This is a genomic window from Streptomyces sp. NPDC005791 (assembly GCF_042871485.1).
GTDB lineage: Bacteria > Actinomycetota > Actinomycetes > Streptomycetales > Streptomycetaceae > Streptomyces.
Genome location: NZ_JBIAIP010000007.1, coordinates 205,875 through 227,506 on the forward strand (window position 1 = coordinate 205,875; position 21,632 = coordinate 227,506).

The window sequence follows — 21,632 nt, forward strand, 5'->3', positions numbered from 1 at the left end:
CCGGGCGAGGCGGCCCGAACCGGATCAGGCTCGCGCACGCCGTCGAGCGGCTGCCGGACGCTGCACGAGGATGTCCGCCGAGGTGTGGTTCAGGCCGCCTGCCGTCAGCTTGTGCACCCAGGGGCCTGGCTCGGTGGCTGCTCTCGCCATGGCCTCATGAAGAGCGTCGAAGCGTGCGATCTGCTCCGAGACGGTCAGGTTGTTGTTGGGGAACAGGAAGAAGCGGGCGGAGTGCTCCACGACGGCGGCGAGCTCCAGTACGTTCGACATGATCCGCATGTCGGATCCGACACAGATCCGGCCGTCCGTGGTGGCGTCCCGGATCCATTCGACGTCCAGCACCTTCTCGGCAGCCGCCACCCCGTACCACTCGCCGATCGTGACCGTGTCCGGGAACAGGCGCTTGACGGCCTCGGCGAACCGCTTCCCGTTGGTGCTCCGATCGAGGAAAAGCCTGATCCCCCCGGGTTCAGTCACGAGGCCGCCTTGAGTCCCATCCGGTCGGACACCTCGGTCACCTCGTCGGCGGGGAGGTCGAAGTCATAGGCGATGTCCTCGGAGACCTCACCCGCCTTGAGCAGCCCCTGGACCACGTGAAGGGGAGTACCGGTCTTGGTGAAGTAGGGACGGCCGAAGTTGATCCCCGGCCGCACGCTGAGATCGGCGACCTCGTATCCGGGCAGCCCGAGCTTCGCGGCGTACCCGTCGGCGCTGTCCTCGTCGTACTCGATCTGCTTCATGTGCCGTTCGACGTCCACGGCCGCGAGTGCGGCAGCGGCGAACCGACGGCGGTGCAGCTCGCCGCGCTGGCCGAGGTGATGGCGTCGCCCAGCAGGGCGGCGATGACACCCCGGCGAAGGCCAGACCCGCAGTCACGGCGAGCAGGCGTCCACGTCCGGGTCTGGTGAAGGTGGCGCTCGTTGCTGCGAACACGACGCTCCCAGGGTCGTGTGCCAAGGAGCGTGCGGCAGCGCCCGAGGTGCCGTACAGCCGGAGCACCCGTGCCCGGCCAGTCTGAGAGCATCCTGAGATCGGATGAACGCGGCCGAGGGCGCCTGTTGACGCCCGTCTGCCGACTCGGCAAACGGTTGCCGCAGCCGTATCCGGCGACGAATCCGGGCGCGGCGGCGTTAGAGGTTCAACCGGCATGGCAGCTGCCTGGCCAGCAGCGACCCGTCTGAGATTGGCTCAAGCGCGACTCGCGGCATCATTGCCGCACGAGCTCCAGCACCTGCCCACACCTAGCGCCGAAGGTGGCGCGGAGCAGGTCCGCGGCGTCGGAGTCCTGGTCGAACAGCGACTGCATGTCGATCGCCAGCATGACGGCGAAGGTCATCGCGCTACCGAAGAACTCCTGAATCTGCTCATCCCGCAATGCTGCTTCGTCGCGGAGGAAGCGGTAGATCTGCAGGAAACCGTCGCGTACCGCTGCACCGATCGCTGGTTCAGCCCCGGAAACGAACCCTTGCAGTAGGACGGTGTGCAGTCCCCGCTTGGCGGCGAGGTCGAAGAAGCGCTCACCAATGGCATGCGCGGCGGTGTCCTCCGGCGCGAGTGCCGCGAGCGTTTCGCGCCACTCGTCGAGGAGGGTCGCCAACGTGTCCGCGAAGACTTCCAGGAAGAGCGCTTCTTTCGTACCGAACATCCGCACAACGTAGGGCTGGCTGATGCCGGCTGCTGCGGCGATCTGGTCAGTCGTGGTGCCGTGGTAGCCACGTCGTCCAAAGAGATTGCGGGCTGCGTCCAGGATCAGTCCGCGCCGCTTTGCGGCAGGCATACGGCTGCCGGAGGTGGTGCCGTCAGTGGGTTCATTGCTCATGTTGACAAGGTATCAACGGATAACTACCGTAGCTAGTAATCATACGATTACCTCTAACCGGAGTTCACGTGAAGCGTTCTGTCCCGGTCTGGCTCGCTGTCGTAGCCACGTCCCTCCCGATGTTCATGGCCACGCTCGACAACCTCGTCGTCACAAGCGCTCTGCCGGCCGTGCACGCCGACCTCGGTGCCTCGGTCGAGGAGCTGCAGTGGATCACGAACGCGTACACGCTCGCCTTCGCCGCGCTCATCCTTCTCGCCGTCGCCCTCGGTGACCGACTCGGCCGCCGGCACCTGTTCATCGCAGGCATCGCGGTCTTCACCGTCTCATCGGTCTTCGCCGCGCTGAGCGCCGACCCGACGGCACTCATCGTCTGGCGCGCGGTCGAAGGCGCCGGCGCCGCCGCGATCATGCCGCTCTCTCTGACCCTCCTCGTCGCAAGCGTGCCGGACCGCCTCCGCGCCGTCAGCATCGGCATCTGGAGCGGAATCTCCGGTCTAGGCGTCGCGCTCGGCCCGCTCGTCGGTGGCGCCGTCGTGGAGAACTGGAGCTGGGAGGCCATCTTCTGGCTCAACGTCCCCGTCGGCATCATCGCGGTCCCGCTGGCGATCTTCGCGCTGCCGAACACCCGTGGCGCCCGGGTCCCTGCCGACGTCCTCGGCGTCCTGCTCGCTGGCCTCGGCGTCCTCGGGCTCGTTTTCGGCGTCGTCCGCGGAAACGAAGCCGGCTGGACGAGTGGCGAGGTGCTCTCCGGGCTGATCAGCGGCGCCGTGCTGCTGGTCGCGTTCATCCTCTGGCAGGCACACACGTCCGCACCGCTCCTACCGCTCCGGCTCTTCCGCGACCGCAGCTTCACGCTCGCCAACATCGTTGCGATGACGTTCTCGTTCGGGGCCTTCGGTGCGGTCTTCATCCTCATCCAGTTCCTGCAGGTCGTGCAGGGTCGCAGCCCGCTCGAGGCCGGCGTCTGGACGACGCCGTGGACGCTCGCGCCGATGATCGTGGCGCCGCTCGCCGGGATTTTCGCCCCCAGGGTCGGCACGCGTGCGCTCATCACCGGCGGGATAGTCCTCCTCGCTGGCGGGCTGTTCTGGATGGCGGGAACGCTGGCCGCCGACGCGACCTTCCTCACGCTGCTGCCGGGCTTCGCACTCGCGGGAATCGGAATGGGTGCTGTGTTCGGACCAATCTCGACCGTCGTGCTCGCCCGGATGCCCCAGCACGACCACGCGAAGGCGTCCGGAGCGAACTCCACCCTTCGCGAGATCGGAGTCGCGCTCGGGATCGCCGTCCTCACTGCGGTCTTCACTGGCAACGGCGGCCAACTCACGCCCACCGGGTACGTCGACGCGGCGCAGCCGGCCGTTATGGTCGGTGCCGCCGTGGTCGCGGCCAGCGCGATCATCGCCGTGTTCCTACCCTCTGGGCGAGGAAGCGCATCCAACGGTACCGCTGCACAAGACCCTGCGGCAGCTGCACCGGAGCCCGCTTCTGCTGCCCTGCGCTAGAGCCCGTAGCCACCGAGGTCGAGCCCGCGCAAGTACCAATGGCCGCTAACCAGAAGGCCGACGAGGACCCGCGGCAGCCGCAGGTCGTTGATGATGAACTCCTGCCCGGCCTCCCCGTGGCCCGCCAGGTCGGGCAACCCGCTGGTCGCTGTCGCGCCCCAACTCCACGACGTGGTGGTGCTTTCGGGCCGCGGTTACTGGAGGCGGCAGGAGCGTTCCGCGGAGACCAACGCCGCACGCCTGGACTTCCTCGCCCGCGTCGACGGCCCTGCGCCCCCACGACACTGCGCAGAATTCGCCTGGCTGGGCACGGGTCGGCGGGAGAAGAACCCAAGGCCCGGGTGCAGGCGGCCATCGAGTCTGGCGGCTTTGCCGTCATCGACCCCTCCTGCGGGCATGGCCACCTCTCCGAAACCGACCGACACCCTTGCCTGCCACCGCGCCGAGCGACGGCATAGACATCCCAGGCGACCGAAGCGACCCAAAACGATCGCCAGCCGCATTCCGTGGTCTTTCCATACAGCTGACCACCCAACCAGATAGGGGAATCACCGATGTCAGAGCGCCATCCCATCCTGATCACCGGAGCCGCTGGCCACGTCGGCGGTGTGAGTCGAACGATCGTCGACATGCTGCTTGACCAAGGCCACCCCGTGCGCGCGTTCGTGCGGCAGGACGACGACCGCGCGCAGGCACTCCGCCAGGCCGGCGCCGAGGTCTTCGTCGGAGACCTGCTCACCATCGCCGACGTGACAGCCGCACTGAAGGGCGTCCGGCGCATCTACTTCAGCATGAGCCTGACGCCGTACTACACCGACGCCGTCAGCCTCATGGCCGCGGCGGCGCGGACCCAGGGCGACATCGAGATCTTCGTCAACATGTCCGAGTACGAGCAGTCGTTCATGACGTTCGAGAAGATGACCGCACCGGAGCAGGAACGACGTGCATGGCTCGGCGGACTCGTCGCGGACTGGTCGCCGCAGCAGCGCGCCCACTGGATCGCCGAGCAGGTGCTGGAGTGGTCCGGCCTCCCGACCGTCAACATCCGGGCGGCCATGTTCGTCGAGAACCCCCTGATGACCTGGCTGGCACTGGAGCCGCTGAGCAACGGTGAACTGCGCCTGCCCTTCGGCCACCACCGGCTCGCGCCCATCGCGGGTTACGACGTGGCGGAGGCGTGCGCGAAGATCCTGGCCGACCCCGCTCCGCACATCTCGAAGTCGTACGAGCTCAACGGTCCGGAACTTAAGGACATGCACGGGTTCGCAGAGGACTTCGGGGCTGTGCTGGGACGCCAAGTCACCTACGTACCCGAAGAGGTCGAAACCTGGAACGAGACCTACGTGGACCCTGCCATGGCAGAGATTCCCCACACCGCGGAGCACATGAAGACCCTGACCCGGCTGGTGGGCGGCGGCGGATACCTCGGCGTCAGCGACCAGCTCCAAACCCTGCTCGGGCGACCGCCAAAGACCGTGCGCTGGGCGCTGGAGAACCATCTGCGCATCCAGAATCTGGCGGCCGGTTAAGAGGTCGTTTTGGCCAAGCAACGGCCTCACGACGTCATGACGTCATGAAGGCGGAGCCATGCGCCGCCGCAGATGCCCATAGGGGCCCTCGTCGGACTGGCCGTCATCCGCGGCGCCCGGATAGGCGGGAGAGTGTGAGCCGAGGGCCCCACGGGCCCGGAGGCCGTCAAGGTCGGGCAGGTAAATCCTGGCAGGGACTGGAGCGGGGCGGCTTCGGTGGCACGGATGTGCGTCAGGTCCTCGGGGCTGGCACCAAGAGGGCCGCGAGCGGTCACGCGGTGCATCGTGCGGGGGCGCTTGGCTCACTATCACGCTCCTGCCCCCGACATCCTGGCAGCGCTCCTCAACGACGTCGGCATCCCCACCACCGCCGGTCGCACCGCCGCGATTCGGCAGCACGTGCTGGAGATGGCCGCCCCGGTTGTCGCGGAGGCTCTGAGCTATCACCGGGTCACCACGGCCAAGCTGGCCTCCGAAGCCTGAGGCACCTGGAGCCGATACGCCTCTGGGGACCACTGGCGGTCACCACCAGGGTGGACTCCTCGGAGAACTGGTGACAGTTGAATACGCGAGCCCACCAGTACCGAGGCCGTAGCAGTTCCGTTCGCCGAACGGTCACGGTGACCGCTCTGCGAACGCTTCGGCGAACTTCGCGTTTGGGACACTGGCGGGTTGGCCTGCGGCTTCTGGGTTCAGAAACAGGCACTCAGGCCCTTCCGATACGCCGCCGGGCACCCCGCCCGGGCCACCCAGGTGCGGTCGCCAGGACAGCCCACACGGTCTTGCCCGGCGCCCCCTCACGCGGGGTGACACCCCACTGCTCGGCGAGCGCGGCGACCAGCAGCAGCCCGCGTCCCGTCTCCGCGTCGACGGGCAGACCGGTGGGCGAGGTCGGCAGCCGTTCGCCCCGGGTGTCACTGACCTCGACCCGCAGCCGCCCCTCCGCTGCCCGGACCAGTCGGAGCAGCACGTCCCGACCGGGCACCAGTCCGTGCGTGACCGCGTTGGCGGCCAGCTCACCGACGACCAGGCTCACCGTGTCGTTCAGCTCGGAGTTGTAGCGGTGGCCCCACTCGTGGACTCGGTGGGAGGCCAGCCGCCGGGCGAGGCGGGCTCCACGAGGGGTGGCGGAGAAGCGGAGCTCGAACGTGTCGCCGGGGTACGGCGCCGTGAGGCCGGGGATCGTCATACGCGGAAGGCTCTCGCGACGCGCACCCCTCTCACCAGGGGTAACGGCCGTACGGCCTGGCCCTGTCGGGGTCGGGGAGCCGGCTGACGGGGCTGTACGGGACGCCACGTACAGGCTTGCTTCTCTGGTCGGTCATTCGCGGCCCAAGGGCGGTGGCCCGCCCCGGCAGTCCGTGGGTCGGCCCTCCACGGCCAAGCGCTGTACAGGGCACCACGCGTCGGGCCTTCTCCGCGCCTGTCGCCTACGGGTACGGCTTGTCGCCCTGCGCCAGCATCGCCACGTACTTCTCGATCCGGCGCGCTCGGGTCTCGGCCTTCTTGGCTTCCTGGATCCGGTACAGGATCGCGTAGCGGTTCTGCCGGTCCAGCGTCTCGAAGAACGCCGCCGCGGCCGGGTCCGCGTCCAGGGCCGCCGTGAGGTCGTCCGGCACCGTGGCGGTCTTCGCACCGTCGTAGGCCGCCTCCCAGCGGCCGTCGGCCTTGGCACGGTCGACCTCGGCCTGCCCCGGCGCACGCATCCTGCCCTGTGCGGTCAGGGCGGCCACCTTGTCCCGGTTGATCTTGGACCACTTGCTGCGCGGCCTGCGCGGGGTGAACCGCTGGAGCCACCACTGGTCATCGACCTTGGCCTTCTGGCCGTCGATCCAGCCGTAGCAAAGGGCCACGTCGAGCGCCTGAGCGTAGTCCAGTGCGACGATTCCGGGGCTTTTCCTGCGCAGCTTGAGCCAGATGCCGGGCGAGACGGCGTGGTTCTCGCCGATCCACGCCTCGAACTCCTCGGCCGATGCGAACGCGACGATCTCCAGGTCCTGAGTCACCCCAGCAGCGAACCACACCAGGCCGGTGATCATGACGCGTTCCGGCACAGTCGCACGGTCCCGGGACGCAGGGTGTCCGTGCGAAGCCTCCGCCGGGGCACTCTGCGACCATGCGGGGAGATCGTGCGCCGTGTGGACGGTGTACGCCCTTACGGAGAAAGGCACTTACCCATGGCCAAGGACGCGACCGGACTTCCCGAGGTCGACAAGGACTGGGACGTTCCCTACCAGCCGGCGGACTTCCTCGACCTCGACCGTGCGTCCATACCGCTGACGGGCAAGACACCGGCCCCCGCCCTGGTGGAGTTCGTCCATCAGCTGATCACGGCCGAGGGGCCGATCCACGAAGAGGTGCTTCTCCTGCACGCACGGGAGGTGCTGCACCTCAAGTCCTTTACGTCGCCGAGGAAGAAGCTGGTCCTGGCGGCGGTGGAGCAACTGGTCGAGGGCGGCCGGGTCGCGGTCGAGGGCGAGTTCTTCGATCTGCCGGGCCGCCCCTGCCGCTACGCCCGTCGACCGTTCCCGGGCCTTGCCAAGCGCACCGTGGAACGCGTGGCACCGGCGGAACGCCGGACCGCCCTCGCCGGCCTCATCCACGACGAACCCGGCCGCCCTTACGGCGAGGTCGTGGCCGATGCCGTCCGCTTCTTCGGCTGGACCCCAGGCACGCCCGGCGCCAAGTCGGCTCTGGCAAGCGACCTGTACCGCCTGCGCGACCAGGGGCGCATCGCGGGATGGCCGGACAGCCTGGTGGTCCAGGCGTCCTCGTAACCCCTCGGCGGCTGCTCCAGGTCACTCACATGACGGACATTCCCCCAGAACCGCCTCGTGCCTGACAGGGCCGCCCTAACCTGCTGCCACTGCTTACCGACCGAGGGAGCGAGAGAGCATGGACGTTGCGGTGGCCGGTGCCGTCGAGAGTGCCGCGGACCCGGGCAGCGGGTTCCTGCGCTGCTTCGGCCGCCAGGTGAAACTGCTGCGCGAGGCCGCGGGGCTGACCCAGGCGGAGCTGGGGGCGAACGTCGGATACGGCGAGGCGCACATCGCCTCGGTGGAACAGGGACGGCGCATCCCCAAGCCCGAGATGGTGGAGGCGGTGGACCGGGCCGTGGGCGGGCGCGGGGTGCTCGTCGCGATGAAGGGGGAGGTGGAGCGGGCGCGGTATCCGTCCTTCTTCCGCGAGTTCGTGCGGCTTGAGGCGGAGGCGGTCGAGCTCCACGCGTACGACGCGCACGTGGTGAACGGACTGCTGCAGAGTGAGGAATGCGCGCGTGCCGTGTTCGCCATGTGGCGACCGCTTCTTGATGAGGACACCATCGAACAGCGGGTAGCAGCCAGGTTGGATCGCCAGAAAATCTTCTCCAAGCGCCCGGCCCCGCTGCTGAGCTTTGTCATCGAGGAGTCGGTTGTACGGCGACCACTCGGCGGGCCACAAGTCCTGCGCAGCCAGCTCGAACAACTGCTCATGGTTGGCCACCAACGGAACGTTGAGATCCAGATCATGCCGACCGACCGAGATGAACATGCCGGTCTTTCCGGTCCGTTCACATTGATCCTCGCCAAGAACCAGCGGAGGATGGGTTACGTGGAGGCGCAGAGCGAAGGCGTTGTGCACTCGGACCCTGCAAAGGTCCAGACGCTCGAATCCACATACGGCGTCCTGCGGGCCCAGGCTCTGACTCCGAAAGAGTCGTTGGCCCGGATCGAGAAGCTCTTGGGAGAGTTGTGAAGAAGAACGTCGACGGGGCAGCGGAGCTGACCTGGATGAAGAGTAGCTACAGCGCCGGCGACGGCGGACAGTGCGTGGAGGTGGCAGCCGCAGACACGTCCGTCCACATTCGCGACTCGAAGCAGGCCGGAGGCCCGACCCTGCACGTCGGAACCGCCCAGTGGGCGACGTTCGTGCGGATGGCTGAGCGCGGCTGACGTACTGAGGACCGCATACCGGATGCGGGTGGAGCCGGAGTCCGGCTCCACCCGCACCCGACGGAGCATGGGGCGCGCCGGTCCGCCGATCCGAGGAGAGGCGCCACTCGGCACCGCAGCCACCAGCCGCTGTCAGCCGGGGATGATCTGCCCGTTCTCGATCTGGAAGTTCTCGGCCGGTGAGCAGCCGATCGATGGCGTGATCAGCAGGCTGACGACAACCGGTGCGGGCTCCGTGCTGGCGGTGGAGAACTCGCACACCGTGTGGTGGCCGGTCAGCGGGAACCAGAACCAAGCGTCCGCCTCGCCGACCAGAGCACGGTCCGACTCGCTCCACGCACCGTTCTTGAACGTGAAGACCTGGAGGCGCACGGATGCCGCGAGCGGATCGGTCTGTGACCTCAGAGCGGTGAGTGTGTACTTGAAGTCCCTGTTCAGGACCGATGTGGCGATCCGTCGGCGCTCTGCCGACTGAGGCACAGTCTGCGGTTCCTTCCCCTGACCAGCCGTCAAGCGGGTCTGCGGGTCGGTCGGCAGCGGGTTCGGCGGGCCACCAGCGGTTGCGCCGACCGTGACGGTGACGGCCGTGGCGGTGGCCAGGGCGACGCCCCAGCTCATGCATGTGCGGAAGTTCTTGATCACGACGTCTCCATGTGCGGTGATCGGTGCGGGTCTGGTCGCGGAGGCGCGTCGATGTCCAGGACGGGCCTGTGACAGGGACTGCCCGATACCTGGCGCGGGCGGGGACCGCTGCTCTCGCCACTGCGATCCCGGGCGGCGTTGATACCGCCTGACGCGGCTACTTGCCAGGGAAGGACGGAGGCATGGGCGTCGGCGCCTCGGACGAAATGCGACCGTCCCGGGTCCGATGAGGCTGCACGTCGAGAACCCCGAAGGTGAGCTGCCAGGTCGCCGGCGTCAACACCCGCTGGGTCATCTGGCCACGCGCCTCACGGAACTCTCCGGTGCCTCCGGTGATCGCGTTGACGACCGTTTTCGGTACCGGAATTCCGGCTTGCTCGCCCTGGACGGTAATCTGCCCTTCCGGCAGCACCGCGGTTGACGAGCATGGTCCCGCGTTGCGTTCGAGGTCGGCGATGACGCAGAACCCGCCGAAGCGTCCGACGGAGCGTTCTTCCGGTCCCCCGGTCGACACCAGATTCCCGCTGAAGATGAACTGGTCGCCGATGCTGCGGCCCGGTGCACCCAGATCCAGCTCTTCGCCGACTTGCAGCCGGGCCTCCACGCGGATGGTGCGGCTTTTCGCCGAGGAGCCGTCGGCAGGGTGGGCTGCCGCAGTCGCGGCCGCCTTCTGCGGGACCACGTCTGCCGACGCGGATCCCAGGGTTGCGAGCCCGGCAGAGCCGCCGAGAACCGCAACAGCGAGGAATATGAAGGGCCGGCCAGCGAAGCCCATGGTCGCCTCCGTTTCAGTAGGAGTGAACCGAGTCAGGGCCGCCCGACCTTGGGTCGGTTCACAGAGGGCAAGGCACCCGAGCAGATCTGGGGACCGTGGGCGAGAACGGACTCTGGTCGTGACAAATGCGTCCGTATTGATTCATACGGGCCTTCGTCATGCGGAAACGCTAATGGCAGTGATGGCGACGTGCTCAACAGAGAGCCGAGATGGGAGCCATTGGGGTGCACTCCCCGGGGAGAAGCCTCGTCGTCTCATCGCGACTGCCGGTTGGTCCTGTGCCCGTGATGTCGCGGCATTCCCTGGCGGTCAGCCGGGCGGCGTTCACGCTCGTCCCCCGCGAGGAGCAGACCCGTCCCGGACGTCGAACGGACAGTGCGTCCTGCACGCCTCCCGCCCGCTGTGCGGCTGCTGTGGCGGCCCCGCGCGGGCGGCCACAGGATTGACGTTGCGCCTCCGTGGAGCAAGCAGGGAGCAACCAGCACCCCTCGGTGTCCGACCCCTACGGAAGCGCCCACCAGCGGTCCAACTCATGGAGGCCGCGCTCGGCACCGGAAGGAACGCCAATGGACCAGGCCGTGACAGAAAACGGCGCGACGCCGTCGTTCGACGGGCTGCGGGCGCTGTTCTTCAACACCACGCTCAAGCGGTCGCCGGAGGTCAGCAACACGGGCGGGCTGATCGACCGCAGTGTCGGCATCATGCGACATCACGGAGTGGGCGTCGAGACCGTACGGGCCGTCGACCACGACATCGCCACCGGAGTGTGGCCGGACATGACCGAACACGGCTGGGAACGTGACGACTGGCCTCAGTTGTACGAGCGGGTGCTCGACGCGGACATCCTGGTGCTGTGCGGGCCGATCTGGCTCGGCGACAACAGCTCGGTGATGAAGCGGGTGATCGAGCGGCTGTACGGCTGCTCCAGCCTGCTGAACGATGCGGGGCAGTACGCGTACTACGGACGGGTCGGCGGGTGCCTGATCACCGGCAACGAGGACGGTGTCAAGCACTGCGCCATGAACGTGCTGTACAGCCTCCAGCATCTCGGCTACACGATCCCGCCACAGGCCGACGCCGGGTGGATCGGCGAGGCCGGCCCCGGCCCGTCCTATCTCGACCCCGGTTCGAGCGGACCCGACAACGACTTCACCAACCGCAACACCACCTTCATGACCTACAACCTGCTGCACCTGGCGGCGATGCTGCGTACAGCCGGCGGCATCCCGGCGTACGGCAACCGGCGCAGCGAGTGGGACGCGGGCTGCCGACCCGGCTTCAGTAACCCCGAGCACCGATAGCCCCCTCTGGAGGAAGACGCCGTGAGTACGCACCACTCCCCCACCCTGCCGACGGCGTCGAAGCGTGCCGCATGGCCGTCGCTGCGGGTCGCCGACTGGACCGCGACGCGGGACACACTGCATATGTGGACACAGATCGTGGGCAAGCTCCGGCTGGCTCACGCGCCCCTGCTCAACCACTGGTGGCAGGTCACTCTGTACGTCACCCCCAGAGGGCTGACCACCGGGCCGGTCCCCTACCGCAGCGGCATGTTCGACGCGGAGTTCGACTTCGTCGACCATCAGCTGCGGATCCGCAGCAGCGACGGCGCCGACCGCAATGTGGCCCTGGCACCCAAGTCGGTGGCCGCCTTCTACGCCGAGACCATGGAGGCGCTCGATGCGCTCGGCATCGGCGCGGACTTCCAGAGGCGTCCGAACGAAGTGGACCCCTCGATCCCGTTCGCGGAAGACGAGCAGCACTCCGCCTACGACGCAGAGGCAGCGCACCTGTTCTGGCGGCAGCTGCTCCAGGCGGACCGGGTCATGGGCCAGTTCCGGGCGCACTTCACGGGCAAGGCCAGCCCGGTGCACTTCTTCTGGGGCGCGATGGACCTCGCCTGCACCCGCTTCTCCGGCCGCTCCGCTCCCCCGCATCCAGGCGGCGCCCCGAACTGCGGCGACTGGGTGATGGTCGAGGGCTACTCCCGCGAACTGTCCAGCTGCGGCTTCTGGCCGGGCGGCGGAGAGGAAGGCGCGTTCTACTCCTACGCCTACCCCGAACCAGCAGGCTTCGCAGACCATCCCGTGGGACCGGAGGGCGCCTACTACAGCACGGAAAACGGCCAGTTCCTGCTCCCGTACGAGACCGTGCGCACCGCCCCCGAACCCGACCGCGCACTGACGGAGTTCCTGCAGACCACCTACGAGGCCGCCGCCGAACACGGCGGTTGGGAACGGGCACAGTTGGAAGACGACCCACGCCGGTGGAGACAGACACAATGAGCTGATTCCATCCTGAACCGTGCGTGTCAGGCCGACTGCCTGGGCCGGGTTCGTGGAGTTCGGCAAGAACGCCCAGCAGGGGAGCAGGCCCTCTCACGCGGCGGGTGGGGCCGACCTCCGGCCCCACCCGCATGTGTCCGTACGCGCCTACTCGGCAGCCTTCTTGCGGCCGCCCCGCTTCTTCTCGGGGCGCCAGGCGCGCAGGTCGGACTCCGAGAGGTGGCGTTCGGTACGGCCGAGGTTGAGCGCGCTCTGGAACTCCTCGGCCGGGTTGCCGTCCCACTCCTCGTCGAACTCGTCGTACCACTGGTGCACCCAGGGCATGGCCTCCTGCAACCCGGCCAGGAGCGGGACGAAGCGAGCGTCGTCCTTCGGCCAGCCGTCCTGCTCCGCACGGTCGTGGACGAGGTTGGCCAGGGCCTCGGCCTGCTCGCGGTGGTTCCAGCCGGCCCAGCCGAGGAGGAGCGACGAGTCGTTGTCGGTGGAGGCGCCCGGGTAGGAGATGAACCGCTCCTTGGGCACGTCGAGCTTGCCGCGGTTCGACCAGTAGGACTGCTTGACGAAGTCGGCGCCCGTGTACTTCGGCGGCACCTTGATGTCGAGCCGCTTCCCGGTACGGTCCTCTTCGCGCTGCTGCTCCCAGACCTGCTCCCACTGCTCACGCTTGCGGAGGCCGGTGTCCTTGTAGCGCAGGACGCTGAGGTAGGGGACGTGCTCGGGCTCGGTGATCGATGCGAGAACGGTCGCCAGGGAGGCATCCCGCTTGCCGAGGTGGTCCTCTGCGTAGAGGGCGGCGACGGCCTGGACGTCCTCGTCATGGCGCAGGGCGTCGGCGAGCTGGTTCACGGTGAGGGGGCGGGGCGAGGTGAACTCGTTGCGCTCCTCGAACCACAGGTCCTCGCGCTCGACGGCATCCAGCAGCCAGGCCCGCAGGGCAGCGGCCTCCCGCTTCTCCCACGGCTCGGTGGACCAGCGCCGCTTGTACTCGGGGCGCTCGATGAGGCGGATGTCCTTGTTGGACTCGATGAGATCGAGCCTGGCCTGGACAACTTTCTTGTACGGCTCGGGCCACTCTGCTGGGATCTCAAGGATCGGTGTCGACCTGTGTCGCTCGAACCATGCGGTTTTGGCCCCCTCGTCACGCACTCTGCGGGCGAGCGCGATCTCGAAGGCACGCTGACCGAGAACAAGTTGTGGCACATCGGCATCAGTCAGCTCGGCGGGGAACGTGGTTGCTCCGGCCTCCGTCGGGGTGAGCAGGCCGTACGCCCCGTACACGTTCCAGTCCAGCTCCTCCTGGAGCACGATCATCCGGGACCGGATCTTGGCCTGGGCGGTGCGAGCCTCGTCGAGTGCAGCGCGGGTCGGGATTGCGTTGGCCGTAAGGGCAGAAGGCTCGTGCTGAGCCAGCTGCTGGGCAAGCCTGTCAAGTTCACGTCCATGGGCAAGCGGAAGCGTGGCGGGGAGGGGAAACTCTTGGAGCTTGGTGCCGGTGAACTCGTAGCGCTCCTCCCAGTCCTCGTCCTGCAGGCCACGCCCGAGACCGCTGCCGCCCTTGCCTTGGCTCACCTGCTTCAACCAGAAGCAAGCCGCCGAAGAGTTCAGCACCCCCAGCAACTCCAGATGCTGCTCCTCGCTGGCCCCCGCCGGCAACTTGATCACCGGAGCGGAACGATTAAATACCTTTTCGCCTCGATCTAGAACGAAATGGTTATGTGTGGCCACAAAAGCAAAGGCGATAACCATCGGTGCACGGTAACGCTTCGGAAAGAACATTGAGTATTCGAACCATTCGAGCCCCCGCTCAATTTGGCTCTCCCCATAAGCGATTCTCTCTCGCAGGATTGTCCGGTGAGGCCACAAAAAGCAGTTGATCTCTTCCGATGAACGCGCTTCGAGTGATTCGCTGGCGTAGGGCCAGAGGGCGACGGTGGGGCGACTGATCTCGTAGTCGCGGACTGCATCCCCCTCAACCATGGACCGTTGAAAATCGGCGCTGATACCCGCCCTGCGAAGGGTTCCGCCACCTACCATGTAGGCACTGTCTTCCCGTGTCACAGCACCGGACCCTACTTCCGTATCGATGCTGTGCAGCCGAACAGATACGCCCTCAATCTTTTGCTGGAGAGGCCCGGCTCCGCCTCCACTGAGCGCCCACGGGTGTGCAGCGAACCGTGACCGTTCCGCATCCTCCGCTGAAACCCAGTCCGACTCGCTCCCGGCTTTCCCCACCTGCTGCAAAATCGCCTGCCACACCACCCCCCGCGCCGCGTCCTCCGGCTGGCTGGGCTCCCCCCGCACACCCAACACAGCCCGAACCCTGTCCGCCTGCAACTGGTTCTGGTTCCGCCCCGCCAGAATGACCGTCGGCGTTCCATGCCCCGGAATAAAGGCCCCCGACGTGTCAATCACATGCGTCAGGTCGACCTTCGGGAAGAACTCCTCGATCAGCTTCTTCCCGAACTCCCGCTTCATGAAGGAGTTCGCGGTGATCTGCCCCGTGAACCCGCCGGTGCGCTCGCCACCCCCAGCCCGCACCGCCAGTTCGAAGATCCGCTGCGCGAACGGCACCGACAACGCGTACTGCCGGTAGCAAGCGCTGTACGCGGCCTTGTAGTTCGCGTTCTCCTGTTTGTCCTTCACCGTGATGTACGGCGGGTTCGCCACGACCACGTGGTACGACCCCCGCCCCAGCAGGTCCACCTCGCGGGCGTACTCCCCGGCATCCTCCGTGCGGTAGTAGAAGGCCTCCCGCTCCCCCATCATCGTGTCGAGGGTTTCCGTCACGCCCTCCGCGCCCCGCCCGTGCAGCAGGGAGTCCCCCACCGCCACCCGGATCGGCATGTCCGGCGCGCCACTCAGCTCCCGGACCCCGCACTCCTTCAGCGCCGCGACCAGCAGCCGGAAACGAGCGATGGAGGCCGCGAAGGGGTTCTTGTCCGCGCCGTGCACCGACTCCAGGGCCCGGCGGATCAGGACCCAGTCCTGCGTGCCCGGCTCCGCCTCGCGCCACTTCTCCAGCACGCGCTTGAACATGCCGAGCAGGAAGTGCCCCGAGCCGCACGCCGGGTCGATGCAGCGCAGGCCCCGGACCTGGCCGTCCGGGTCCTCCTCGCCGTTCCAGTCGGCGGGCTTGTGCTTCCACACGGGGTCGAGGCCAAACTCCTCGATGGCCGGGTCCAGCGTCAGGTCGAGGATGAACTCCTCGACGAAGACGGGGGTCTGGAGCAGGGCGTAGGTCTTGCGGGCGTGCTCGGAGAGGTCCTGGTAGAGGTCGCCGAGGAAGCGGGTGTCCAGCTCGGGGTCGGAGAAGTCGTAGCGGACCTCGCCGTCCGCGCCGCGCTCGCGCCAGAACGCCAGCAGCCGGGTCGCCGCCTCGTAGGACGGCGTCACCTCCCACAGCGGGTTGTGACCGCGCTCGAAGAGACCGGCCGCCGTCCGGTGAGCGCCGGCGAGGGCGTCGAAGGACTCGGTGAGCCAGTCACGGTCGTTCAGCTCCGGGCTGCGGCGGAAGAAGGCGTCGTGCCGGTCCTGCGCCTCGGCCAGCCGGTCGCCCGGCCCGGAGAGCCACGCGTCGGGGATCAGCCCGTTGTCCTCGCTGAAGCGGACGAAGACGCAGGCCAGGACCCAGGCGGCGGCGATCTGCACGACCCGCTCGTCGCGCCACGTCTCGTACATGGAGGCGGTGCGCTCGGACTCCAGGGCCCGGCCGTACTCGGCACGCAGCGCGGTCGCGTACTCCTGCTCCGTCTCCGTACGCTCCCGGAGGTCGTCCTCCAGCAGCGCGACCTGCTTCTGCAGGTCCTTGAGCAGGGCGGCGTGATCAAGCGACGCGGCCCCCGTACGGTCTTCCTCGGACGACACCGGCGAAACCTCCCCATCCCCGACAAACCGGGCCGTGGCTTCACGGTCCGTGCATCCGTCCATCCTGCCAGCTCAGGCCGGAGCACAGGGGGCCGTGGAGAGCGGTCGCCGGAGTGGTACTCGGGGCTGGGCGGACCGCACCCGCCCGGGACGCGCCGCGGCCTTGCGCGTACGCCTTCCGGCGGGCGTCGCCGGCCGTGGCTGCTGCGCAGAGCGAGATCCCAAGTCCCTATGGGGAGAGGTGTTTGCTCAAGACGCGCGCCTTCCTCGCGGAGCAGGGCCCGAAGGCCCTCGTGGCTGATGTCGTCGAACGCCCCCTCGGCTGCCAGGAAGTCGGACAGCTTGGCTGGGCTCCAGGTCGAGAACGGCAAGCCGTGCTCGGCCGGCTCGGACTTGGCGATCTTCTTGATCTCCCGGCCGGTCCCGGCGAACAGGGTCTGGTCCATGGATTCAACAGAGGCGAGACGGGTCCGGCGGACACGGCGGGAAGCACATTCCGCTCGGCCAGGACCAGGTCGCGGTGAGCATCCGCCAACGCCGCGCGGGTGCGTCGAGGAGATCGCCGTCGCGCCCGCCGGCCGGGAGAGGGTGACGCTCGCCGCGGGCGTGGAGGTGCTGCCGTTGATCATCCAGGGCTGGCGGATATATTTCGTAGCTCGATATATGCTCGATGCATGCCCAGACAGAATCCTCCCTTGACGGAACCGCAGTACTTCATCCTTGCTGCACTCATGGATGGTCCGTTGCACGGTTACGGCATCATCAAGGCTGCCGAGCGGGCCACCGGCGGGCGGCTCCGGATCGCTGTCGGCACTCTCTACGGCGCACTGGAGCGGATGGAGCGGGCCGGGCTGGTGGCCGCCGGCCATGAGGAGATCGTGGACGGGCGGGCGCGGCGCTACTACCGGCTCACCGAGGACGGCACCGAGGCGCTCGGCCGGGAGGCGCTGCGGATGCAGCAGGCGGCGGCTGTCGTCATCGGACGCTCGCGGGATGCCGGAGCGGCCCCGGCATGAATCGTCTGCTGCTTGCGGCCTACCCCGAGCCCTACCGTTCCCGGCAGGGAGAGGAGGTGCTGGCCTGCCTGTCCGAGGCGTATCCCGGCCGCTCCTGGCCCCCGCCGCGGGAAGTTGCCGCCCTGGTGCGCGCCGGGGTGCAGGCCCGCGCCCGTGCCGTCGTCGACGACACGGCCCGTCCGTGGTGGCTGGACGGCATCCAGCTGGCCGCCCTGGCCCTCGCCGCGCTGGCGCTGATTCCGTACTTGCAGGATGTGTGGCACTGGGCACTGCGCATCGACCCCGGGCAGCACGCCATCGCCTTCCGCTTCTCCGGCTGGTACCCGTGGGCCGAAGGTCCCACGCGGCGGCTGCTGCCCTACGGGCTGCTCCCGCTGGGCTGCCTGATCGCTCTGCTGCGTGGCAGAGCGTGGATCGCGCTGCCGGCCGCGGCAGCCATGATCTGGGCCGGCGCCACGTCCCACGGCCGCATCCTCTTCGGCGACGAGGGCAAGGCGGGCCTGAGCTACTACGGTCTTGGCGCCCCGATAACGGCCCGTGACCTGGTGCTCTCAGGGACGCTGTGCGCCGCGTGCGCCGTGCTGGCGCTCTGCCGTCCCAGCCGTCTGCGACGCCGCTCGTACCGCTGGCTGGTCCCTGTCGTGCTCGCCATGTTCGTGGCCGGGGGCCTGCACATCATCTCCGTCAGTCCGACCTTCCAGCGCGGTCTGTTCGCCCTCGAAGTCGCCGCGCTGATCGCCGCGTGGGCGGCGACGGCCGCCACCGGCGACCGCCGGTGGCTGATCCCCGTCGCGGCGGTCGCGATCGTCCGCACGCAGGCGATCGTCGTCCGTCCGGACGCGTTCATGCAGTCCTTTCCGGACCTGGTCGTCTTCCTCCTGCTGATCGCACCCCTCCCCGCCCTGGCGATCGCCGCCCAGCGCCGACAGGGGCAGGCACTCGCCGAATAGGAGCGGACCCCCGGTGGGCCGACCGAGCCCGGCGGTCAACGTCGTGCCGCACCACGTGCGTGACCGAACTCCCCCCAACGGAAGAAACAGAGCGATGACTCAGCACGATTCTCCGTCCCTGCCCGCGCACCGTCCGGGGGCCTCAAGGCAGGCCCCCGAGGCCCCCGACGACACCAGCCCGTCGCGTACGACGCGGCCGTGGATGCCGGCCCTGCTGTACACCCTGGGGTTCCTGACGGTCTACCTGCTCGCCATCTGCACCCCGTGGGGGCAACGAGCTGAGAACCCGTGGTTCTACCTCGGCATACAGGGTGGCGAAGCAGCATGGATCTACCCCCTGTCAGGATCGGCCTACGGCTCGACGCCCCTGCCGCCGCTGGAACTGAGCGCCAAGCCCACCGTGATGGCGGGCCTGGCCGCCATCGTGCTCCTCACCCTGGTGCGACGGTGCTGGCGGCAGGGGTTCGCGGCGCTGGGGGTCGCCATTCTCGCGATCGGAGCCAAGGAGGTGTTCAAATCGACCGTGCCCCGCCCCGATCTGGTGGGCGCGCCCGAGAATCTCCTTGATCAGGGTTTTCCCAGCGGGCACACGGTCATCCCCGCCGCGCTGACCCTCGCCGCCGTCCTCGTGGTTTCCCCCCGCATCCGCCCCTACGTCGCCACGGCCGGTGTGCTGTGGCTCGCCTGCATCGCCGCCGCCACCGCGACCATGGGCGGCCACCGGCCCAGCGAAGTGCTGGGAGCCACCTTGCTCGCCTGTGCCTGTTACGGCCTCGCAACCTGGCTGCTGCCGCCGGCCGCCGCGCCAGGCGCCACGCGGAGCCCTCGTGCGCTGCATGTCATCGCCCTGGTGCTGGCACTGATCGTCGCCCTCGTTTCCGGCGCACGGCCCGACACCCTCACCAGGTCACTGGTCTCCGCGGCGACGGCCTTCACATGTGCGGCCCTGGTCTGGTACGCCGCAGTCGGGCGGCCCGCACACACCGCACGCCGCACACGTCCCGCACTGGACTGACCACCCGGCCGGCTCCGGGCGGGAACCGGTTGCATCCTGGCAGAGCGGCATGCGACAGGTGAGGGACGCCCCCGGGCACTTCGTGTTTACGGCGCAGCCGACGGGGGCCTGAGGCCCGGAGGGTCAGGGCAGCCTGAGCCCGTCACGGAGGGCTTTCATGTGGGCCTGGATGTTGCGTTCGATGGCCGGTTCGGTGGTGGGGGCCGCCTCGTGAGGGGCCTCACGGCAGGGGCGGCAGAGGCCGTCGGGGAGAGCTTCGGCGGGACCGGGAGCGCCGCATTCGGCGCACTCCACCAGCAGTCGGCGGCCGGGGGCGCCGGGCGCGGGTGCCGCCGGGGCGGCGGGCAGGTGCGGTGGGATCTTGTCCTTGAGGCGGCCGCGTACGAAGCCGACGGGTGAGTCGACCCGGTCGGGGAGGCCGGAGGCGAGGGCGTGGGTGAGGTAGTCCGTACTCACGCCGCGTGCGAGCCATTCGGAGGCCCGGCCTTCCAGTGCCGCGCAGTCGGCGGCGGAGAGGGGCAGGCGGGGGTCGATCCGGCCGAGTCGGGCCAGGGCGAGGTAGGCGGGTGAAGGACCGTCCGGGGACGGTTCCGGGGTCCGCTGCTGCGGTACGGCGGGCGCGGGCGGGGCGGGGTGCGGCGCGGGCTCCAGCGGTGCGACGGCGACCTCGGCGGTGACCTCCACGGCGACCTGCGCGGCGAGGGGTTCGGCCAGGGGTTCGGTGACGGCCCACGGAGGCGGCGGAGTCGTCGGGGCCGATGCGGCTTCCCGGGAGGCCGGGGCGCTCTCCGCTGCGAGGCGGGTGGTCCACCACTCGTTGTCGCGGGCCGTGCGGGACCAGAAGGTGCGGGTGACCCAGCGGCTCTGGTTGTCGACCTCGATCCGGCACCGTACGCGGCGCAGGTGCCCGGCCACCGCAAGGGCCCTGAGTGCCGTGCCGACGGCCATCTGCCCGTACAGGGGGAGGTGCTTGGCCAGCGACTTGATGTCCATGGCCCCGCCCTCGGGGAGGCGGTCGACGTATCCGGCGATGTACCGCTCGCGCTCCGGAAGCAGCAGGAAGTCGTCCTGGCGGGGCGGGCGTTGGTCCGGTGCGGAGTGCTTGCCGTAACCCGGGTGGGCTTGGGGGCGCGAGGATGCGGGCGCGCGCACGGCGACGCTACTGTTCGGGGTAGCCACGAGATCGCTCTTTTCGATCTTGGGGTGAGACCCCGGCCCGGTGCGCAAACACCATGTCGGGGTCGTTCAGTTGTCGCACCGTAAGCAGTCGCGACGCTCCGCTGCAAGTTGGTCACGATTAGTCATACTTGCTGGCCGTGACGGGTCAGGGAGGGTGGGGAGGTTTTTCCCCACCTTCTTCTACCTACCTGTACAAGAAGGCGCTCGGGTCCCGGATCCCGTGTCCCGGCTCCCGGATCCCGAAGCTCAAGCGTCGGGCCCGGCGCCCTCCTCGTACCCTCGAACGAGTGAACCGGCCGGTCCCGGAGCTCGACTCCCGAGGCCCGGGCCCCGAAGCTCAGGACAGGTCGCCAGGAGCCGGAGTGTGTGGTGTGAGGTCGACGGACGGTTCGCCGGTCAGGGCTACTCCTCGGTTCCGAAGGAGCACCCGTACGTGCAGTTGTCGTAGGTAAGGCGGGCACCCAGCAGTTGCTCACAGTTGGGACAGACAGCGACAACCCGGGGGTTGGTGCGCAGGATTGCAGCGTCCTTGAGGGCGAAAACTGCTCGTACCGCGTCTTTTCCGTGTTCGCGGATTCCTTGCTGTAGGAACTCAAAGGCACCGTAAACCTCCCCGCACTCGCATGTGATGCGGTTACAGTGGAAGGGGCCGATGTCCTCGATGTCTAGCTCCGACTTGATTTTGGCCTTTTCTTCGCTCGATACCATCCTGGTCCCTGTTTTCCGGATCCGTTCAGGCGTCCAATACCAAGCTCTCACGGTCATGTACTGCTCAGAGGACAGGTAGAACGAAGCGGATCTTCCGCTACTGATTGCCTCTTGGACGATGGCGACGATCGTGCAGTCGTCCGCCGACATAACGGCTTTTCCACTGCCTGCGACGGTTTCGATATCAGCCAGCATGGAGTTCTTCATGAGGTGCATGCCTTTCTGTTTGTTCCCCTGCCTGCCAAGCGACAGGCCGCAGCCCCATGTGGGGTTTGCTCGACGCTTTGCATGCGGGGCGGGTGCTTGTGTTGGATTGCTGCGGACGGGTTGCGGGAGATCGCTCGCGGATCCGCTGATCGTGGCCATCGGCCACGTCCCGGTCAGCAGGTGCGCATGGCATGGCGGGCACT

The 21,632-nt window shown here is 68.3% G+C and carries 21 protein-coding genes and 1 pseudogene; 11 read left to right on the plus strand and 11 right to left on the minus strand.

The window, feature by feature from the left end:
* Nucleotides 1–24: 24 nt before the first annotated feature.
* The 3 genes from ACFYSH_RS16255 to ACFYSH_RS16265 form a co-directional block, all read right to left on the minus strand.
* Nucleotides 25–477 (minus strand): hypothetical protein, encoded by a 453-nt coding sequence (locus ACFYSH_RS16255; protein WP_388753065.1) that lies wholly within the window; start codon nt 475–477, stop codon nt 25–27.
* A complete protein-coding gene (locus ACFYSH_RS16260) occupies nt 474–758 on the minus strand; it encodes a DUF433 domain-containing protein (RefSeq protein WP_388753068.1) in 285 nt (94 codons plus the stop codon). The genes ACFYSH_RS16255 and ACFYSH_RS16260 overlap by 4 nt, the downstream gene beginning before the upstream one ends.
* Nucleotides 759–1,207: 449 nt before the next feature.
* Nucleotides 1,208–1,819 (minus strand): helix-turn-helix domain-containing protein, encoded by a 612-nt coding sequence (locus ACFYSH_RS16265; protein ID WP_356307340.1) that lies wholly within the window; start codon nt 1,817–1,819, stop codon nt 1,208–1,210.
* A 68-nt stretch (nt 1,820–1,887) separates the two neighbouring features.
* On the opposite strand from ACFYSH_RS16265, the gene ACFYSH_RS16270 reads away from it, so the two are divergent.
* The 3 genes from ACFYSH_RS16270 (at nt 1,888) to ACFYSH_RS16280 (ending at nt 5,339) form a co-directional block, all read left to right on the plus strand.
* Complete coding sequence (locus ACFYSH_RS16270) at nt 1,888–3,327, plus strand: DHA2 family efflux MFS transporter permease subunit (protein WP_388753071.1); 1,440 nt, start codon at nt 1,888–1,890, stop codon at nt 3,325–3,327.
* 629 nt (nt 3,328–3,956) lie between these two features.
* Nucleotides 3,957–4,856: an NAD(P)H-binding protein gene (locus ACFYSH_RS16275; protein WP_388208166.1), complete on the plus strand. Its 900-nt coding sequence runs from the start codon at nt 3,957–3,959 to the stop codon at nt 4,854–4,856.
* Between the two features lie 297 nt (nt 4,857–5,153).
* Nucleotides 5,154–5,339 carry a hypothetical protein gene (locus ACFYSH_RS16280; RefSeq protein ID WP_388753074.1) on the plus strand — a complete coding sequence of 62 codons (186 nt, stop codon included), beginning with the start codon at nt 5,154–5,156 and terminating at the stop codon, nt 5,337–5,339.
* Between the two features lie 223 nt (nt 5,340–5,562).
* Here the strand turns inward: ACFYSH_RS16280 and ACFYSH_RS16285 are convergent, their stop codons facing one another.
* Both ACFYSH_RS16285 and ACFYSH_RS16290 read right to left on the minus strand, forming a co-directional pair.
* On the minus strand, nt 5,563–6,045 hold the full coding sequence (locus ACFYSH_RS16285) for an ATP-binding protein (RefSeq protein WP_388753077.1): 483 nt from the start codon (nt 6,043–6,045) through the stop codon (nt 5,563–5,565).
* A 241-nt stretch (nt 6,046–6,286) separates the two neighbouring features.
* Nucleotides 6,287–6,895, minus strand: coding sequence for a YdeI family protein (locus ACFYSH_RS16290; RefSeq protein WP_388753319.1), 609 nt, complete (start codon nt 6,893–6,895; stop codon nt 6,287–6,289).
* Nucleotides 6,896–7,033: 138 nt separating this feature from the next.
* Between ACFYSH_RS16290 and ACFYSH_RS16295 the strand changes: the two genes are divergently transcribed.
* The 3 genes from ACFYSH_RS16295 (at nt 7,034) to ACFYSH_RS16305 (ending at nt 8,788) form a co-directional block, all read left to right on the plus strand.
* The gene (locus ACFYSH_RS16295) at nt 7,034–7,633 is read left to right on the plus strand and encodes a hypothetical protein (RefSeq protein WP_388753080.1); all 600 of its coding nucleotides are present in this window, start codon (nt 7,034–7,036) and stop codon (nt 7,631–7,633) included.
* Between the two features lie 118 nt (nt 7,634–7,751).
* Nucleotides 7,752–8,591, plus strand: a complete 840-nt coding sequence (locus ACFYSH_RS16300; protein ID WP_388753083.1) for a Scr1 family TA system antitoxin-like transcriptional regulator — start codon at nt 7,752–7,754, stop codon at nt 8,589–8,591.
* A gap of 35 nt (nt 8,592–8,626) precedes the next feature.
* Nucleotides 8,627–8,788, plus strand: a complete 162-nt coding sequence (locus ACFYSH_RS16305; protein WP_388753322.1) for a DUF397 domain-containing protein — start codon at nt 8,627–8,629, stop codon at nt 8,786–8,788.
* Nucleotides 8,789–8,920: 132 nt separating this feature from the next.
* Here ACFYSH_RS16305 and ACFYSH_RS16310 read toward each other — a convergent pair whose 3' ends face one another.
* Nucleotides 8,921–9,430, minus strand: coding sequence for a hypothetical protein (locus ACFYSH_RS16310; RefSeq protein ID WP_388753086.1), 510 nt, complete (start codon nt 9,428–9,430; stop codon nt 8,921–8,923).
* A gap of 157 nt (nt 9,431–9,587) precedes the next feature.
* Nucleotides 9,588–10,205, minus strand: a complete 618-nt coding sequence (locus ACFYSH_RS16315) for a hypothetical protein (protein ID WP_359476111.1) — start codon at nt 10,203–10,205, stop codon at nt 9,588–9,590.
* Between the two features lie 566 nt (nt 10,206–10,771).
* Between ACFYSH_RS16315 and ACFYSH_RS16320 the strand changes: the two genes are divergently transcribed.
* Both ACFYSH_RS16320 and ACFYSH_RS16325 read left to right on the plus strand, forming a co-directional pair.
* Complete coding sequence (locus tag ACFYSH_RS16320) at nt 10,772–11,506, plus strand: flavodoxin family protein (RefSeq protein ID WP_388753089.1); 735 nt, start codon at nt 10,772–10,774, stop codon at nt 11,504–11,506.
* Nucleotides 11,507–11,527: 21 nt separating this feature from the next.
* Complete coding sequence (locus ACFYSH_RS16325; RefSeq protein ID WP_388753092.1) at nt 11,528–12,490, plus strand: DUF5996 family protein; 963 nt, start codon at nt 11,528–11,530, stop codon at nt 12,488–12,490.
* A 147-nt stretch (nt 12,491–12,637) separates the two neighbouring features.
* Here ACFYSH_RS16325 and pglX read toward each other — a convergent pair whose 3' ends face one another.
* Nucleotides 12,638–16,354: a BREX-2 system adenine-specific DNA-methyltransferase PglX gene (gene pglX / locus ACFYSH_RS16330; RefSeq protein ID WP_388753095.1), complete on the minus strand. Its 3,717-nt coding sequence runs from the start codon at nt 16,352–16,354 to the stop codon at nt 12,638–12,640.
* Nucleotides 16,355–16,575: 221 nt separating this feature from the next.
* Nucleotides 16,576–16,770: pseudogene (locus ACFYSH_RS16335) on the minus strand (IS630 family transposase); the annotation flags it as partial.
* 258 nt (nt 16,771–17,028) lie between these two features.
* Here ACFYSH_RS16335 and ACFYSH_RS16340 point away from each other — a divergent pair.
* The 3 genes from ACFYSH_RS16340 to ACFYSH_RS16350 all read left to right on the plus strand — a co-directional run bounded on the left by ACFYSH_RS16340 (nt 17,029) and on the right by ACFYSH_RS16350 (nt 19,335).
* Entirely contained in the window at nt 17,029–17,370 is a 342-nt protein-coding gene (locus tag ACFYSH_RS16340; protein ID WP_359476123.1) for a PadR family transcriptional regulator, read from the plus strand.
* A complete protein-coding gene (locus ACFYSH_RS16345; RefSeq protein ID WP_359476126.1) occupies nt 17,367–18,320 on the plus strand; it encodes a hypothetical protein in 954 nt (317 codons plus the stop codon). Before ACFYSH_RS16340 ends, ACFYSH_RS16345 begins: the two co-directional genes overlap by 4 nt.
* A gap of 94 nt (nt 18,321–18,414) precedes the next feature.
* Nucleotides 18,415–19,335: a phosphatase PAP2 family protein gene (locus ACFYSH_RS16350; RefSeq protein ID WP_388753099.1), complete on the plus strand. Its 921-nt coding sequence runs from the start codon at nt 18,415–18,417 to the stop codon at nt 19,333–19,335.
* A 123-nt stretch (nt 19,336–19,458) separates the two neighbouring features.
* On the opposite strand, the gene ACFYSH_RS16355 is transcribed toward ACFYSH_RS16350, so the two are convergent.
* Both ACFYSH_RS16355 and ACFYSH_RS16360 read right to left on the minus strand, forming a co-directional pair.
* Nucleotides 19,459–20,514 (minus strand): MarR family transcriptional regulator, encoded by a 1,056-nt coding sequence (locus ACFYSH_RS16355; RefSeq protein ID WP_388753102.1) that lies wholly within the window; start codon nt 20,512–20,514, stop codon nt 19,459–19,461.
* 402 nt (nt 20,515–20,916) lie between these two features.
* The gene (locus ACFYSH_RS16360; protein ID WP_388753105.1) at nt 20,917–21,438 is read right to left on the minus strand and encodes a hypothetical protein; all 522 of its coding nucleotides are present in this window, start codon (nt 21,436–21,438) and stop codon (nt 20,917–20,919) included.
* Nucleotides 21,439–21,632 lie beyond the last annotated feature (194 nt).

What these genes read in the sequence shown, in the direction of transcription:
- ACFYSH_RS16265 (WP_356307340.1), bottom strand. Translation starts at nt 1,819, where the DNA reads ATGAGCAATGAACCCACTGACGGCACCACCTCCGGCAGCCGTATGCCT.
- ACFYSH_RS16275 (WP_388208166.1), top strand. Translation starts at nt 3,957, where the DNA reads ATGCTGCTTGACCAAGGCCACCCCGTGCGCGCGTTCGTGCGGCAGGAC.
- ACFYSH_RS16285 (WP_388753077.1), bottom strand. Translation starts at nt 6,045, where the DNA reads ATGACGATCCCCGGCCTCACGGCGCCGTACCCCGGCGACACGTTCGAG.
- ACFYSH_RS16290 (WP_388753319.1), bottom strand. Translation starts at nt 6,895, where the DNA reads ATGATCACCGGCCTGGTGTGGTTCGCTGCTGGGGTGACTCAGGACCTG.
- ACFYSH_RS16295 (WP_388753080.1), top strand. Translation starts at nt 7,034, where the DNA reads ATGGCCAAGGACGCGACCGGACTTCCCGAGGTCGACAAGGACTGGGAC.
- ACFYSH_RS16300 (WP_388753083.1), top strand. Translation starts at nt 7,752, where the DNA reads ATGGACGTTGCGGTGGCCGGTGCCGTCGAGAGTGCCGCGGACCCGGGC.
- ACFYSH_RS16305 (WP_388753322.1), top strand. Translation starts at nt 8,627, where the DNA reads ATGAAGAGTAGCTACAGCGCCGGCGACGGCGGACAGTGCGTGGAGGTG.
- ACFYSH_RS16315 (WP_359476111.1), bottom strand. Translation starts at nt 10,205, where the DNA reads ATGGGCTTCGCTGGCCGGCCCTTCATATTCCTCGCTGTTGCGGTTCTC.
- ACFYSH_RS16320 (WP_388753089.1), top strand. Translation starts at nt 10,772, where the DNA reads ATGGACCAGGCCGTGACAGAAAACGGCGCGACGCCGTCGTTCGACGGG.
- ACFYSH_RS16340 (WP_359476123.1), top strand. Translation starts at nt 17,029, where the DNA reads ATGCCCAGACAGAATCCTCCCTTGACGGAACCGCAGTACTTCATCCTT.
- ACFYSH_RS16345 (WP_359476126.1), top strand. Translation starts at nt 17,367, where the DNA reads ATGAATCGTCTGCTGCTTGCGGCCTACCCCGAGCCCTACCGTTCCCGG.
- ACFYSH_RS16350 (WP_388753099.1), top strand. Translation starts at nt 18,415, where the DNA reads ATGACTCAGCACGATTCTCCGTCCCTGCCCGCGCACCGTCCGGGGGCC.
- ACFYSH_RS16360 (WP_388753105.1), bottom strand. Translation starts at nt 21,438, where the DNA reads ATGCACCTCATGAAGAACTCCATGCTGGCTGATATCGAAACCGTCGCA.